This window comes from Sphingomonas sp. ABOLE, assembly GCF_003950455.1.
GTDB lineage: Bacteria > Pseudomonadota > Alphaproteobacteria > Sphingomonadales > Sphingomonadaceae > Sphingomonas > Sphingomonas trueperi.
The window spans coordinates 92,959-107,565 of record NZ_QQWY01000008.1 but is presented as its reverse complement, the minus strand read 5'-3'; the positions used below and the strand labels follow the sequence as shown (position 1 = coordinate 107,565).

Genomic DNA, 14,607 nt, shown 5'->3' with positions numbered 1-14,607 from the left:
GGGCGCCTCAGCCAAGCACCTTGTCCAGATAGGCGTTCGACTGGTCGCGCATCGCCGCGATCCTGCCGCCGATTGCGGCATCGAGCGGCACGTCGAGGATCGCGCCGAGATCGATCCGCGCGCCGGGCACGAGCAGGTGCCGTTCGGCGCCGAGCAGCTCGGTCAGGTCGCGCACCTTGTTCATCCGATAGGGCGAAGGCGCGCAGGCGAAGGGCGTCTTGTTAAGCAGTGCGAACACGCAGCCATGGAAGAAGTTGGTCAGCACCGCCTGCGCCCCCGACATCGCCGCGGCGAAGTCGTGTGGGCCCGCATCAAGCCATTGTTCGTCCGCCCAGTCGTTGCGATAGCCGATGCTGATCAGCCGGATGCCGCGCGCCGTTGCCCAGTTGCGCGCCGCCGCGGCGAAATCCTCGGGCAGGCCGTGGCCATAGACCAGCGCGTAGCGACCCGCGGGCACCGGCGTCGCCGCGTCGGACTGGGGCGGGAATTGCAGGCAGGGATCAAGCACCACCATTGGCGCCTTGCCGATCGCCTCTGCCACCAGCTTCTGGCTGTTGGCGTCGCGCACCGCGATCCTGTCGAAGCGGCGCAACTGGTCCTGCCAATAGGGATCGAGCCCGGCATCGGCATCATAGCTGCCGAAGCTTGCGGCATAGGCGGCGACGCATTCGGCGTTGAGCCCCTGGCCGAAGAAGATCGAGGCGCCGCCATACCAGGGGTGGCGCAGGTTCCACACCTCGTCGCTGCCGACCAGCACGGTATCGACATGCGGCATCTCCAGCGGATCGACCAGGTCGAAGCCCGGCGAGAGCGGCAGCGCATCGAAGGCGCAGAGGAACTTGCGCAGTTTGGCGCCATAGCGGCGGCGATCCCCGGCGCTGGCGCGCACCGGCAGCGTCGGCTGGAGCGCGCCCCGCCATTCGGCGCGGGTGACGCGGGGGCATTCGTGATCGAGCAGCATCACCCGGTGGCCGCGCGCATGCACGCCCTCGGCCAGGCAGCGTGCCTGCCAATAGGAGCCGTAATTGATGCAGCGATGGAAGGTGAGGATGCCGACACTGCGCGTATCGCTGCGCAAGTCGTAGAGAAGCGTCGAAGAATCGTCGGACCCCGGAAGTTTCATGCGCGCGCGCATCCGGTGCCGAAAACGGCCGAAGCCATGTGGTGTCCTCCCTCTGGTTTCGCCATGAACGAGGGGGAGGGCGTGCGGTTGCGCCTCAAGCCTAAAAATTGAGGGGTGACGTCAGCCTCAGCATGCCTCCGGCCAGTACAGCCGCATCGGGTTGCCGACGAGCAGCTTGTGCTGAAGCGCCGGCGTCGGCGCGATGCGCGGGATCATGTCGACCAGCGCGCCGTCATCGGGGATCGCATCCTGCATGTTGGGATGTGGCCAGTCGGTGCCCCACAGCACGCGGTCCGGATAATCGGCGACCAGCGGCGCCACCGCGGCCGCGAAATCGTCCCAGGGCGGGCCCTTGGCGTCGAGCCGGTCGGGGCAGGTGACCTTGGTCCAGATGTCGGGGCGGCTGTCGAGCAGCGCGCGGAATGCCTGCATGTCGGGGCCGTGCGCGCCCTGCGCCACGTCCGGGCGGCCCATATGGTCGATCACCAGCAGCGTCGGGATCGCGTCGAGGAAGGGCCGGAGCTCGGCGAGGATATCGGCCTCGAAATAGACCACCACATGCCAGCCGAGCGGCTGGATGCGGCGGGCGACTTCCAGGAACTTGTCCTTGGGCGCATCGTCGACGAGCCGCTTGAGGAAGTTGAAGCGCACGCCGCGAATGCCGCCGTCGTGCAGGCGTTCGAGCTCGGCATCGCTGATCGCCGGATCGACCACGGCAACGCCGCGGGCGCGGCCCTCCGACTTGGCGATGGCGTTGAGCGTCGCGGCATTGTCGGTGCCGTGGCAGCTCGCCTGGACGATCACGTTGCGGGCGAAGCCGAGCCTGTCGCGCAGCGCGAACAACATCTCGGGCCCGGCATCCTCGGGGAGGTACTTGGCCTTCGCGCTGAACGGGAACTCGGCCATCGGGCCGAAGACATGGCAGTGCGCATCCACCGCGCCGGGGGGCGGGGTGAAGCGCGGTACGCTGGGATCGGCGTGCCAGCTGGTGATACGGCTCATGCGAAGACCTCTCCGTCCATCAGCTTGCGCGCGGTGCGCAGCATCGCGGCGGTGACCACCGCGCCCGTTTCGTCCAGCTCCATCACGCAGGTGGTCTCGCCGGTCGGATGCTCGACCGACAGCGTCTTGCGCTGGCCCTCGGGCACCACCGCGACCTCGGCCGCAGGCGAGCCCGGCAGCAGGCAGGCGGTGGCGACGCTCACCGCGCCGAGCACGCCGATCGAGGCATGGGCGCGGTGCGGGATGAAGCTGCGCACCGTCACCGCGCCGCCGTTGCGGGGCGGGGCGACCAGCATCATCTTGGGCACCGACTTCTCGCGCACGTCGCCGAGGTGCATGCGTTCGCCCACCGCGAGCCGGATCGCCTCGATGCGGGCCTTGAGCGCGGTGTCGCCGTCGAGCGTGTCGCGATCCTCATAGCCGGTGACGCCGACGTCCGCCGCCTTCAGCACCACGCAGGGCATGCCGTTGTCGATCAGCGTGACGGGGACGCCTTCCACCACGTCCACGACATTGCCGGTCGGCAGCAGCGCGCCGCAGGAGGAGCCGGCGGTGTCGCGGAATTCGAGCGGGATCGGGGCGGCGGTGCCGGGCACGCCGTCGATCCGGGCGTCGCCGGCATAGGTGACGCGGGCCTGCGGGGTCTGCACCGTGGCGACGGCCTGTTGGCCGGTATTGACCAGATAGACGCGGACGCGCGTCTCGCCGTCCTGCGCTTCGACCAGTCCACGTTCGATCGCGAAGGGGCCGATTCCAGCGAGGATATTGCCGCAATTCTGCGCGTCGGAAACGACCGCCTGGTCGACGAACACCTGGAGGAACAGGTAATCGACATCGGCGCCCTCGCGGCTGGATTTGCGCACCACCGCCACCTTGCTGGTCAGCGGGTCGGCGCCGCCCATGCCGTCGATCTGGCGCGGATCGGGCGAGCCCATGATGCGCAGCAGGAAGGCATCGCGCGCGGCGGTGTCGGCGGGCAGATCCTCGGCGAGGAAGAAAGCGCCCTTCGAGGTGCCGCCGCGCATCCACATCACCCGGGCGGCGGTCATGCGGCGTACACCCGCACGATCCTCCCCGAGCATCGCTCGGGGAGGGGGACCGCGCCCGCAGGGTGTGGTGGAGGGGCCGCCGCGCGAGCGGCGGCATCCCGGCGGCGATCGGCACCCGCGCCTTCGGCGCGGCCCCTCCACCATTCGCTGCGCGAACGGTCCCCCTCCCCCGGCAAGCCGGGGGAGGACTGGGCGTACTGCTCACACATATTTCAGGCCCATCTCGGCGAGGCGGGGGCGCATGGCGTAGATGTCGAGCCCGAGCTCGCCGGCCGTCAGCCGCTGGCGCTTGGCCTCCTCGGCGGCTTCGCGGGCCTGCGCCTTCTCCAGCACGGCAGCGGCGTTGCCGCGCGGTACCACGCACACGCCGTCGTCATCCGCCACGATCACGTCGCCGGCGTTGACCAGCGCATTGGCGCAGACCACCGTCACGTTGACCGAGCCGAGCGTCGCCTTGATCGTGCCCTGCGCGTGCACCGCCTTGGACCAGACCGGAAAGCCCATCGCGGTCAGGTCGCGCACGTCGCGCACGCCCGCGTCGATGATCAGGCCGCGGCAGCCGCGCGCCTGCGCCGAGGTGGCGAGCAGGTCGCCGAAATAGCCGTCGGTGCAGGGGCTGGTCGGCGCGAGCACGAGGATGTCGCCTTCGCGCAGCTGCTCGATCGCGACATGGACCATCCAATTGTCGCCCGGCGGCGCGGAGATGGTGACGGCGCTGCCCGCGATCCGCGCGCCGGCATAGATCGGCCGCAGGTGCGGCGCGAGCAGCCCGGTGCGGCCCTGCGCCTCGTGCACCGTGGCGACGCCGGCATGGGCGAGGCCGTCGATCACCGCAGGATCGGCGCGTTCGATGTTCTGGACGACGATGCCCGACATGGCAGCTCCTCTGGTCTTTTGCCGGTGGAGGTGCGCGCATGGCGCCAGCCGAGCCAATCGGAAGGATGGCAAGGTCATTAGTTTTTGCTAATCGTCGTGTGTGCAGGTCGATCAGCTCAATATCCGCCATCTCGCCGCGATGGCCGCCGCGGTGCGGCTGGGCAGCGTCAGCCGCGCGGCGGAGGCGGTGAATCTCACCCAGCCGGCGGCGACCCAGGGCATCGCCAAGCTGGAGGCGCAGCTGGGGCTCGCGCTGTTTGAGCGGCGCGCGACCGGCATGATGCCGACCGAGGCCGCCGCGCGGCTCGCCCCGCGGGTGGAGGCGGCGCTGCGGCTGATCGGCAGCAACCGGGTGACGGCGGCGCAGCTGCGGGCGTTCGTCGCGCTGGCGCAGCGGGGGAGCTACCCGGCGGCGGCGCAGGCGGCGGGGGTGACGGTTTCCTCGCTGCACCGCGCGGTCGGCGATCTCGGGCTGGCGCTGGGGCAGCGACTCGTCGACCGGCGGGGGCGGGGGCTGGTGCTCACCCATCATGGGGCGCAGGTAGCGCGGCGGCTGCGGCTGGCGCTTGCCGAGCTGCGCGCGGGGGTGGAGGATCTCGGCGAACTGCTCGGGCGAACGTCGGGCCGGATCTCGATCGGGGCGATGCCGCTCTGCCGTGCGCGGCTGTTGCCCCATGCGATCAATGCCTTCCGCCGCGCCCACATGGGCATCGACCTGCTGATCCACGAAGGCGCGCATGGCGAGCTGGTCGGACCCTTGCGCGACGGCGAGGTCGACCTGATGATCGGCGCGCTGCGCGATCCCGAGACGCTGGGGCCGGACCTCGTCCAGGCGCGGCTGTTCGACGATCGGCCGACGATCATCGCCCGCGCCGGGCACCCGCTGGCGGCCGCGCCCGATCGGCTCGCGGCGCTGCATCGCCACGGGTGGATTGTGCCCCCCGAGGGCACGCCGCTGCGCACCTTGTGGCGCAATCTGTTCGCTGCACTCGGTGGCCCGCTGCCGCCCGTGCCGATCGAATGCGGATCGGTGATGACGATCCGCGAGCTGCTCCAGGCCGGTGACGAGCTGACCCTGCTCTCGGTCGACCAGCTGTCGGTGGAACTGGCCAGCGGGCTGCTCGTCGATCTGGGGCCGGCGCCGGGTGCCGTCATGCGGACGATCGGGGTGACCCACCGCGCGGACTGGCGGCCCACCCGCGCACAGGCAGCGTTCCTGGCGACGCTCCATGCCTCGGCGGCGACGCTCTATACGTAAAAACTTATAGCGGGGCGGCGGATTCGATTGGTCGCCCCGTCGGCGCTCGGCCATGCCGGGCACCATGCAAGACAGGATCGCCCTGATCGGCTTTGGAGAGGCGGGTTCGACCTTCGCGCGCGCCGGCGGCTGGGAGGCCGGCGCACGCGTGTTCGATCGCAAGACCGACGGCACCGCGGCCGCCGCGATGCACGCGCGCTATGCCGAGGCCGGGGTCGAGGGCGCGGCGACGCTGGCCGAAGCACTGGCCTACCGCCCGCTGGTCCTGTCGCTCGTCACCGCCGACCAGGCGCTTGCCGTGGCGCAAGCCGCCGCGCCGCATCTGGCGCCGGGTGCGCTCTATTGCGACGGCAACAGCGTCGCGCCGCAGACCAAGCAGGCAGCGGCGCGGGCGGTGGAAGCGGCGGGTGCACACTATGTCGATCTCGCGATCCTTGCCCCGGTCGATCCCGCCCGCCTCGCCGTCCCGGTGCTGCTCAGCGGCGGACAGGCGCAGGCTGCGGCCTCGGTGCTTGCCGCCCTCGGCTTCCAGAGCATCGACATTGTCGGTGATGCGGTCGGCCGGGCCTCGTCGATCAAGATGATCCGGTCGGTGATGATCAAGGGCATGGAGGCGCTGACCGCCGAATGCATGCTCGCGGCCGAGGCAGCGGGGGTGCGCGATGCGGTGCTCGCCTCGCTCGACGCCAGCGAGCGCCAGCGTCCCTGGGAGACGCGTGCCGACTATAATCTCGACCGCATGCTGGTCCACGGGCTGCGCCGCGCCGCCGAGATGGAGGAAGTGGTCAAGACGCTGGAGGCGCTGGGCACCGGCGCCGCCATGACCCGCGGCACGGTCGAGCGGCAGCGCGCGATCGGCGCGCTGGGGCTCGGTACCCCGCCCGAGGGGCTGGGGCCCAAGCTCGCCGCGATCGAGGAGAGGACGAAATCCGCATGACGATGATCATCGACTGCCACGGCCACTACACCGTGCTGCCCAAGGCGCACGACGCCTGGCGCGAGGCGCAGAAGGCCGCGTTCAACGCCGGCGAAACGCCGCCGCCCTATCCCGAGATCAGCGACGACGAGATTCGCGCGACGATCGAGGCCAACCAGCTGCGCCTGATCCAGGAACGCGGCGCCGACCTCACCATCTTCTCGCCGCGCGCCTCGGCGATGGCCCCGCATGTCGGCGACGAGGGCGTGGCGAAGGAATGGGCGCGGCGCTGCAACGACCTGATCGCGCGCGTCGTCGCCCTCTACCCCGAGACGTTCGTCGGCGTGTGCATGCTGCCGCAGAGCCCCAAGGCCGATATGCAGGGCTCGATCGAGGAGCTGGAGCGCTGCGTCACCGAACTCGGCTTCATCGGCTGCAACCTCAATCCCGATCCGGGCGGCGGCCACTTCACCCACCCGCCGCTCACCGACCGCTACTGGTACCCCTTCTACGAGAAGATGGTCGCGCTGGACGTGCCGGCGATGATCCACGTCTCGGGCAGCTGCAACCCGGCGATGCACGCGACCGGCGGCTATTACATCGCGGCGGACACGATCGCCTTCATGCAGCTGCTCGAAGGCGATCTGTTCAAGGATTTCCCGACGCTGCGCTTCATCGTGCCCCATGGCGGCGGCGCGGTGCCCTATCATTGGGGCCGCTATCGGGGCCTGGCGGACATGCTCAAGAAGCCGTCGCTCGACGAGCATCTCATGCACAACATCTTCTTCGATACCTGCGTCTATCACCAGCCGGGCATCAATCTGCTGGCCGATGTGATCGACACGAAGAACATCCTGTTCGGCTCCGAGATGGTCGGCGCGGTGCGCGGCATCGATCCCACCACCGGGCATTATTTCGACGACACCAAGCGCTATGTCGACGCGCTGAACCTGCCCGAGGCGGAGCGCCACGCGATCTTCGAGGGCAATGCCCGCCGCGTCTTCCCGCTGCTCGACGCCAAGCTGAAGGCGCGGGGGCTATGAGCACGGACATCCACGAATATCTGGCCGAGCTGGAGGATATTCCCGGCACCCGTGTCTACACGGCGGCACGGGCGCGGCGCGGCTATTGGATGAACCAGTTCGCCATGAGCCTGATGACGGCGGAAAACCGCGAACGCTTCAAGGCCGACGAGCGCGCCTATCTCGACGCGTGGCCGCTCACCGAGGAGCAGAAGCAGGCGCTGCTCGATCGTGATTACAATCGCTGCCTCGATCTGGGCGGCAACATCTATTTTCTCGCCAAGCTCTTCTCCACCGACGGCCTCAGCTTCCTGCAGGCGGTGGGCACGATGACGGGGATGCGCCCTGAGGAGTATCAGGCGATGATGGTCGCCGGCGGCCGTAGCCCGCAGGGCGTCCGCTCGATCCGGGAGAAGCGTTGATGGCACGGATTACCGCGGGCGTCGCGACCAGCCACGTCCCCGCCGTGGGCGCGGCGATCGATCTCGGCAAGACGGCCGAGCCCTATTGGCAGCCGGTGTTCGCCGGCTATGACTGGTCCAGGCAATGGATCGCGGGCGAGAAGCCCGACGTCGTGATCCTGGTCTATAACGACCATGCCTCGGCCTTCGACATGCGGATCATCCCGACCTTCGCGATCGGCTGCGCCGAGCGCTATGGCATCTGCGACGAGGGCTGGGGGCCGCGGCCGGTGCCGGACGTGATCGGCCATCCCGATCTCGCCTGGCACATCGCGCAGAGCTGTATCCTCGACGAGTTCGACCTGACCATCGTCAACGAGATGCAGGTCGATCACGGCCTCACCGTGCCGATGAGCCTGATGTTCGGCCAGCCCGAGGCATGGCCGGTCCGGGTCGTGCCGCTGGCGGTGAACGTCGTCACCTATCCGCCGCCCTCGGGCAATCGCTGCTGGCTGCTCGGCGAGGCGATCGCGCGCGCGGTCGAGAGCTATCCCGAGGATCTGAACGTGCAGGTATGGGGCACCGGGGGTATGAGCCACCAGCTCCAGGGGCCGCGCGCCGGGCTGATCAATGCCGAGTGGGACAATCGCTTCCTCGACTGGATGAGCGGCCCCTATGGCGACGAACTCCGCGCCATCCCGCATATCGAATATCTGCGCGAGACCGGGTCCGAAGGGATCGAGATGGTGATGTGGCTGATCATGCGCGGCGCGCTGGGGCGCGACGTGCGGGCGCTGCACCGCCATTACCACGTGCCCGCTTCCAACACCGCGGTCGGGCATCTCGTGCTCGAACCCGTCCGCTGATCCAGACTTTAACAGGAGACATCCATGCGTATTGCCCTGGCCGGTGCCGGCGCGTTCGGCGAAAAGCATCTCGACGGCCTGCAGAAGATCGACGGGGTGGAGATCACCTCGATCATCAGCCGCACCGCCGAGCAGGCCGCCGCCGTTGCCGAGAAATATGGCGCCCGGCACCACTCGACCGAGCTGGCCGACGCGCTCGCCCGCGACGATGTTGACGCGGTGATCCTCTGCACCCCCACCCAGATGCATGCCGCACAGGCGATCGCCTGCATGGAGGCCGGCAAGCATGTCCAGGTCGAGATCCCGCTAGCGGACAGCTGGGCGGATTCGCAGGCCGTGCTCGCCAAGCAGCAGGAGACCGGGCTGGTCTGCATGGTCGGCCATACCCGGCGCTTCAATCCGAGCCACCAATGGGTCCACCACCGCATCGTGGCGGGCGAACTCGCCGTCCAGCAGATGGACGTGCAGACCTATTTCTTCCGCCGCAAGAACATCAATGCCAAGGGCCAGCCGCGCAGCTGGACCGACCATCTGCTGTGGCACCATGCCGCGCACACGGTGGACCTGTTCGCCTATCAGGCGGGCCGAATCGTCCAGGCGCATGCGGTGCAGGGGCCGATCCATCCCGAGCTCGGCATTGCGATGGACATGTCGATCCAGCTCAAGAGCGAAAGCGGGGCAATCTGCACCCTGTCGCTCAGCTTCAACAATGACGGGCCGCTGGGTACCTTCTTCCGCTACATCTGCGACAACGGGACCTACATCGCCCGCTACGACGATCTGGTGAACGGCAAGGAAGAGCCGATCGACGTGAGCCAGGTGGACGTGTCGATGAACGGCATCGAGCTGCAGGACCGCGAGTTCGTGTCAGCCATCCGCGAGGGGCGCGAGCCGAACAGTTCGGTGGGCAAAGTGCTCGATTGCTACCGCGTGCTCGGGCAGCTGGAGACCCAGCTGGCGGGCTGAGAAGTCAGCGCACCCCGAGCAGGGTGAGCGCGCGGGCGAGGTCGGCCTGGCGGAAGGGCTTGGGGAGATGCGCGAAGTCGCGCCCCAGCCCTTCGACACCGGCATAACCCGAGACGATCAGCGTCGGCAGCGCGCCGAGCCGCGCCTGCACCGCGCGTGCGAGGTCGGTGCCGGTCATCCCCGGCATCAGGTGATCGGTGACGAGCAGGTCGGGCACCAGGCCCCTGTCGAGCATCGCCAGCGCCGCTTCGGCGGAGTCGGCCAGCTGCACCTGATAGCCGAGCGCCTGCAGCATTTCGGCGGCCGTGCCGCGCACGATATCCTCGTCGTCGACCAGCAGCACCGTGCCGGCGCCGTCATGCGGCTCGTGGCGCTGCGGCGCTTCGTGGGCGGCGAGCGCCTCGGCGCTGACCGGCAGCCACAGCTCGACTTCGGTGCCTTCGCCCAGCCGGCTCGACAGCCCCAGCGTGCCGCCCAGCTGGCTCGCCAAGCCATGGACCATCGACAGGCCGAGCCCGGTGCCGCGGCCGACGCCCTTGGTGGAGAAGAAGGGCTCGATCGCGCGGGCGAGGGTGCCTGCGTCCATCCCCGATCCGGTGTCGCGCACCGCCAGCCGCACATAGCGCCCTGCGGGTAGCGGCGTCGGCGCATCGCCCGCGTTGCCCAACCCCAGCCGCACTTCGAGCGCACCGCCCTCGGGCATCGCGTCGCGCGCGTTCACCGCCAGGTTGAGCAGTGCCATCTCCAGCTGGTTGGCATCGGCGCGGGCGGGCGGCAGCGCCTCGGGCCTGGTCACCGACAGCGCGATCTTGGGGCCGAGCGTGCTGGCGAGCAGCGGCACCATGCCGTCGACCAGCACCGCCATGTCGACCGGCGCGGGCTGGAGCGGCTGGCGTCGGGCGAAGGCAAGCAGCCGCTGGACGAGCGTGCTCGCCCGCTCCGCCGAGCGCATCGCGCCGTCGAGCAGCCGGTGCAGCACCGGATCGTCGCCGCGCTTGCGCAGGATCAGGTCGAGGCTGCCGATGATCGGGGTCAGCAGATTGTTGAAATCGTGCGCAACGCCGCCGGTCAGCTGGCCCATCGCCTCCATCTTCTGGCTCTGGCGCAGCGCCGCCTCGGTCTCGCGCAGCGCGGCGGTGCGTTCCTCGACGCGGCGTTCGAGCGTCTCGTTGGCGGCTCGGACATCGGCGATCAGCCCGGCATTGTCGATCGCGACCGCGGCTTGTGCGGCGAGGGTGCGCGCCAGTTCCTCGTGCCGGGCGGTGAAGCGGCCGGGCAGCGAATGGCCGAACAGCAGCCCGCCCAGGACCGAGCGATCGCGCGACACGACGGGCACGGCGAGATAGCTGGTGACGACGGGGTGGCCCGCCGGCATGCCGTGATGCGGCGTGTTCTGGCCATAGTCCGGCTCGCGGGTCACGTCGTCGGAGCGCATCACCACATTGCGGAAGATCGGCGCGAACACCGCGGTGGCACGCGGCCGCCCGAGCGATTCAAAGCGGTCGCGATCCTCGCCGGAGAGCGTGAACAGGTGCAACCGCTCGCCGCTTTCGTCCATCACATTGTGGAAGAAGGCACCGACGCTGGCGCCGGTCAGCGCCACCCCCGCATCGGTGAGCATCTGCACCAGCCGTTCGAGGTCATGCTCGGCCGAGAGCGCCGCACCGACGCGATTGAGCGTCTCCAGTGCGGCCTGGGCGTTGCGTTCCTCGCTCACGTCCTCGCACGAAATGGCGATCTGGTGGATCTCGCCGTTCCAATTATAGATCGGCACCCAGTTCTGGCGCCAGGTGGAGGTCCCGTCGGGCCGCGCGCGCGTGGGTCCGGTGATCTCGATGCCGAGCAGCGGCTCGCCGGCGAGCACCCGGAGCAGCGCGGCCGCCACCTGGTCGGTGAGCTCGGGCACGATCTCGCTGACGTGGCGACCGATATGGTCGGCCACCGGGATTCCGTTCCACTCGGCAAGCTGGCGGTTGATCCGGATGTAGCGCAGATCGGTATCGAGCACCGCCAGCCCTACCGGCGAGTTGTCGTACATCACCGCAAGCTCGTCGGCCTGCTCGCGGGCGAGCCCTTCACTGGCCCGCAGCGCCGCCTCGCTCTCGCGCAGCCGGCGATCGGCCTTCACCCGCTCGGTCGTCTCGGAGACGACCGACATCACCCCGCCGACCGCGCCGTCTTCATCGCGCACCGGCGACATCGAAATGTCGAAATAGACGATTTCGCCGAAGCCATCGCGTTCGGTGTAGAAGCGCCGGTCGCGCGCGGAGAGCGTCTTGCCGGTGGTTCGCACATGGGCGAGCATCGGCCCCAGCTCGTCCCAGCTCTCCGCCCAATAGGGCTGGGCGGGGTTGCCGAGCGCATCCGGATGCTTGTTGCCGATCGTCTGGGCGTAGGCGGCATTGTACAGCGCGACATCGTCCGGCCCCCAGAAGATCGCGACCTGGGCGTGCGACGGCAGCATCAGCGTCAGCGCGTCGCGCAGGCAGCGCGGCCAGGTCTCGGGCAGGCCGAGCGGCGAGTCCGACCAGTCCCGCGCCGCGATCAGCCGATCGAGCGGTGTCGCGCTGGCGGCGTCGAGGCCCGCCGGTGGGGTCATCCCTCGGCAGGCACGATCGGATTGACGGCGCGGCGGGCCCCGGACGTGCGCCGGTCGAGCGCCGCACGAATGCGGTCGGCCAGCTGCTCGCGGCGATAGGGCTTGCCGATCACGTCGAGGTTCGAGCCGCGCGGAATGTCGGCGACGAGGTCCTCGTTATAGCCGGTGGTCATCAGCACCGGCGTCTCCGGATGGGCCTCGCGGAACTGCTCGACCAGCTCGAGCCCGCTCATGCCGCCGGGCATGACGATGTCGGTGAACAGCAGGTCGATCGTCTCGGTCCTGAGCCGCTCCAGCGCCTCTTCGCCGCTCGACGCGAGCACGACGCGGTAGCCGAGCGCGGCGATCTGCTCCTGCGCCAGCGCGCGCACGTCGTCGCTGTCCTCGACCAGCAGGATGGTTTCGCTGCCGCCGGTCGCGCCCTGGCCGGTCGCCTGTTTCGGCGCGGGGGCGGCGGGTGCGGTCCCGGTCGTGGCATTGGCAACAGGGAACAGCATGCGGATCTCGGTCCCCTCGCCGGGCGCGCTGTCGATTTCCAGCCGCCCCAGCGATTGCTGGACGAAACCATGCACCATCGCAAGCCCCAGCCCGGTGCCGCGCTCGGCACCTTTGGTGGTGAAGAAGGGTTCGGTCGCGCGGCGGCGGACATGGTCGGGCATGCCGGTGCCCTCGTCGCGAATCGTCAGGACGACATACTCGCCCTCGGGCAGCTGGTGCATCGGCGCATCGCCGTTGAGCTTCCACAACCGCGTCCCGATCGTGACGGTGCCGCCCTTGGGCATGGCGTCGCGCGCGTTGAGCAGCACGTTGAGGATCGCCATTTCGAGATGGGTGGGATCGACCTGCACCGCCGGCAGCCGGCGTTCGAGCGCGGTGACCAGCCGGATCTGCGCGCCGACGGTGTTGTCGAGCAGGTCGCCGAACTCGTGGATCAGCTGGTTCATGTCGACGGTCTTGGGCTCCAGCCGGGTCTTGCGCGCAAAGGCGAGCAGCTGGCGGGTGAGCTTCGATCCGCGATCGGCGGCGCGCGCGGCGTTGGTCAGCAGCCGGCGGTGGCGTTCGTCCTCCACCTGGCTCGCGACGATGTCGATATTGCCCGAGACGACCTGGAGCAGATTGTTGAAATCGTGCGCCAGGCCGGCGGTGAGCTGGCCGATCGCCTCCATCTTCTGCGCCTGGCGGAAGGATTGTTCGGATTCGCGCCGCCGCGTCACGTCGAGCTGGCTGGCGAAGAAGTAGAGCAGCTCGCCATCGGGCCCGAGCACCGGCGCGATGAACACCGCGTTCCAGAACGAGCTGCCGTCGCGGCGATAGTTGATCAGCTCCAGCGCGATCGCTTCCTTGGCGTCGATCGCGGCGCGCAGCTCGGCCACGGCATCGCGATCGGTCTCGGCGCCCTGGAGGAAGCGGCAGTTGCGGCCGAGGATCTCGTGCTCCTCATAGCCGGTAAGGTCGAGGAACGCCTTGTTGGCGAAGACGATCGGATTGTCGTCCTGCCGCGGGTCGGTGAGGATCATCGGCATGCGCGTCATCTGCAGCGCGGCGAAGAACACCGTGCTGCGATCGCCGAGGCCGGGCGTGTCGATGACCGCGCGCTTCCAATGGTGCGTCGGGTGATTGCCCGTCGGGCTGTAGGAGGTCGAATCCTTCAGGTCGCCGGCCGCTTCTCCGGTCGCGGCGGGCTTGTGCTCGTCGTCAGTCTGCACGCGTCTGGCTTCCTCGTGATCACAGCAACCCGCCAGACAAATGCGCGAAACGCCGTTTCGGTTGCGAACCTTTTGGAAGCATAGGAAAATTTCAGGGTTGCCGCCAGTCCAGTTGTGACCAGCCGCGCGCCGCGGCCAGCTTCGCCAGCGGGCCATGCGCGTTGACCGCGAACGCCTTGTCCGCCCAGCCGAGCAGCGGCGCGTCCGAAACATGGTCCGAATAGGCGCGGACGTAACAGTTAGCGCGCAGCAGACCCTCTGCCGCCAGCCAATTTTCGATCATGTGGAGCTTTACGGGCCCGTAACAGTTCTCGCCCTCGAGTTCGGAGAGAATATGCCCTTGCCCGTCCCGCTTCGCATTGGTCGCGATCACGTCGTCGAAGCCCAGCCGTTTGCCGATCGCCTCGGCATAATAGCGGTGAGAGGCGGTCGCCATCACCAGCCGGTAGCCGGCGGCGCGATCGGCCGCGATCTGCGCGCGCGCGCCCTGCAGCACGCCCTTCTGCAGCTCCAGATCGGCAAAGGCCTCGGCCACCACGGTCATTTCGGCGGGCGGCAGCGCGCGGCCGAGCAGCAGCCGGTGCGACAGCCGCTTGAGCCCCGCGCGATCGACGCGGCGCGCCAGATAGGCGAGGCCGCCCAGCCCCACCACCGGGAACAGCCCCAGCCGCCACGGCGCGCGGGTGCGCGCGACGTGCAACAGGAACCGCGTCCAGGTCGGTTTCGCGGTGATGGTCTTGTCCATGTCGTAGATGGCGAGGCGTTGCATTGCGCTCTCTAGCCACGGAGGAACTTGCCGTTCCAGCCAGAATCGCGGAAAGGG

At 69.1% G+C, this 14,607-nt stretch carries 13 protein-coding genes; 6 read left to right on the top strand and 7 right to left on the bottom strand.

Annotated features, from left to right (window positions below):
* Positions 1–7: 7 nt before the first annotated feature.
* From CA234_RS07205 to ligK, 4 genes are all read right to left on the bottom strand, one after another.
* Positions 8–1,123 (bottom strand): polysaccharide pyruvyl transferase family protein, encoded by a 1,116-nt coding sequence (locus CA234_RS07205; RefSeq protein ID WP_125976833.1) that lies wholly within the window; start codon positions 1,121–1,123, stop codon positions 8–10.
* A 126-nt stretch (positions 1,124–1,249) separates the two neighbouring features.
* Positions 1,250–2,125 (bottom strand): amidohydrolase family protein, encoded by an 876-nt coding sequence (locus CA234_RS07200; RefSeq protein WP_125976832.1) that lies wholly within the window; start codon positions 2,123–2,125, stop codon positions 1,250–1,252.
* On the bottom strand, positions 2,122–3,174 hold the full coding sequence (locus CA234_RS07195) for a 4-oxalomesaconate tautomerase (protein WP_126001258.1): 1,053 nt from the start codon (positions 3,172–3,174) through the stop codon (positions 2,122–2,124). The genes CA234_RS07200 and CA234_RS07195 overlap by 4 nt, the downstream gene beginning before the upstream one ends.
* A gap of 201 nt (positions 3,175–3,375) precedes the next feature.
* Positions 3,376–4,050 (bottom strand): 4-carboxy-4-hydroxy-2-oxoadipate aldolase/oxaloacetate decarboxylase, encoded by a 675-nt coding sequence (gene ligK / locus CA234_RS07190; protein WP_126001257.1) that lies wholly within the window; start codon positions 4,048–4,050, stop codon positions 3,376–3,378.
* Positions 4,051–4,150: 100 nt separating this feature from the next.
* On the opposite strand from ligK, the gene CA234_RS07185 reads away from it, so the two are divergent.
* From CA234_RS07185 to CA234_RS07160, 6 genes are all read left to right on the top strand, one after another.
* Entirely contained in the window at positions 4,151–5,308 is a 1,158-nt protein-coding gene (locus CA234_RS07185) for a LysR substrate-binding domain-containing protein (RefSeq protein ID WP_126001256.1), read from the top strand.
* 64 nt (positions 5,309–5,372) lie between these two features.
* Positions 5,373–6,245: an NAD(P)-dependent oxidoreductase gene (locus CA234_RS07180; RefSeq protein WP_125976828.1), complete on the top strand. Its 873-nt coding sequence runs from the start codon at positions 5,373–5,375 to the stop codon at positions 6,243–6,245.
* Positions 6,242–7,267 (top strand): amidohydrolase family protein, encoded by a 1,026-nt coding sequence (locus tag CA234_RS07175; RefSeq protein ID WP_125976827.1) that lies wholly within the window; start codon positions 6,242–6,244, stop codon positions 7,265–7,267. The genes CA234_RS07180 and CA234_RS07175 overlap by 4 nt, the downstream gene beginning before the upstream one ends.
* Complete coding sequence (gene ligA, locus CA234_RS07170; protein ID WP_125976826.1) at positions 7,264–7,668, top strand: protocatechuate 4,5-dioxygenase subunit alpha; 405 nt, start codon at positions 7,264–7,266, stop codon at positions 7,666–7,668. Before CA234_RS07175 ends, ligA begins: the two co-directional genes overlap by 4 nt.
* The gene (locus CA234_RS07165; RefSeq protein ID WP_125976825.1) at positions 7,668–8,513 is read left to right on the top strand and encodes a class III extradiol dioxygenase subunit beta; all 846 of its coding nucleotides are present in this window, start codon (positions 7,668–7,670) and stop codon (positions 8,511–8,513) included. The genes ligA and CA234_RS07165 overlap by 1 nt, the downstream gene beginning before the upstream one ends.
* A 24-nt stretch (positions 8,514–8,537) precedes the next feature.
* A complete protein-coding gene (locus CA234_RS07160) occupies positions 8,538–9,479 on the top strand; it encodes a Gfo/Idh/MocA family oxidoreductase (protein WP_126001255.1) in 942 nt (313 codons plus the stop codon).
* A 4-nt stretch (positions 9,480–9,483) separates the two neighbouring features.
* On the opposite strand, the gene CA234_RS07155 is transcribed toward CA234_RS07160, so the two are convergent.
* From CA234_RS07155 to CA234_RS07145, 3 genes are all read right to left on the bottom strand, one after another.
* Positions 9,484–12,078, bottom strand: a complete 2,595-nt coding sequence (locus CA234_RS07155; protein ID WP_126001254.1) for a PAS domain-containing protein — start codon at positions 12,076–12,078, stop codon at positions 9,484–9,486.
* Positions 12,075–13,784, bottom strand: coding sequence for a histidine kinase famiy protein (locus CA234_RS07150; protein WP_125976822.1), 1,710 nt, complete (start codon positions 13,782–13,784; stop codon positions 12,075–12,077). The genes CA234_RS07155 and CA234_RS07150 overlap by 4 nt, the downstream gene beginning before the upstream one ends.
* Positions 13,785–13,875: 91 nt before the next feature.
* On the bottom strand, positions 13,876–14,553 hold the full coding sequence (locus CA234_RS07145; RefSeq protein WP_126001253.1) for an HAD-IB family phosphatase: 678 nt from the start codon (positions 14,551–14,553) through the stop codon (positions 13,876–13,878).
* Positions 14,554–14,607: the final 54 nt, after the last annotated feature.

Bases quoted from the DNA above. Each gene is read 5' to 3' on its own strand.
- ligK (WP_126001257.1), bottom strand. From the start codon at position 4,050: ATGTCGGGCATCGTCGTCCAGAACATCGAACGCGCCGATCCTGCGGTG.
- CA234_RS07180 (WP_125976828.1), top strand. From the start codon at position 5,373: ATGCAAGACAGGATCGCCCTGATCGGCTTTGGAGAGGCGGGTTCGACC.
- CA234_RS07175 (WP_125976827.1), top strand. From the start codon at position 6,242: ATGACGATGATCATCGACTGCCACGGCCACTACACCGTGCTGCCCAAG.
- CA234_RS07155 (WP_126001254.1), bottom strand. From the start codon at position 12,078: ATGACCCCACCGGCGGGCCTCGACGCCGCCAGCGCGACACCGCTCGAT.
- ligA (WP_125976826.1), top strand. From the start codon at position 7,264: ATGAGCACGGACATCCACGAATATCTGGCCGAGCTGGAGGATATTCCC.
- CA234_RS07165 (WP_125976825.1), top strand. From the start codon at position 7,668: ATGGCACGGATTACCGCGGGCGTCGCGACCAGCCACGTCCCCGCCGTG.
- CA234_RS07205 (WP_125976833.1), bottom strand. From the start codon at position 1,123: ATGAAACTTCCGGGGTCCGACGATTCTTCGACGCTTCTCTACGACTTG.
- CA234_RS07195 (WP_126001258.1), bottom strand. From the start codon at position 3,174: ATGACCGCCGCCCGGGTGATGTGGATGCGCGGCGGCACCTCGAAGGGC.
- CA234_RS07200 (WP_125976832.1), bottom strand. From the start codon at position 2,125: ATGAGCCGTATCACCAGCTGGCACGCCGATCCCAGCGTACCGCGCTTC.
- CA234_RS07160 (WP_126001255.1), top strand. From the start codon at position 8,538: ATGCGTATTGCCCTGGCCGGTGCCGGCGCGTTCGGCGAAAAGCATCTC.
- CA234_RS07145 (WP_126001253.1), bottom strand. From the start codon at position 14,553: ATGCAACGCCTCGCCATCTACGACATGGACAAGACCATCACCGCGAAA.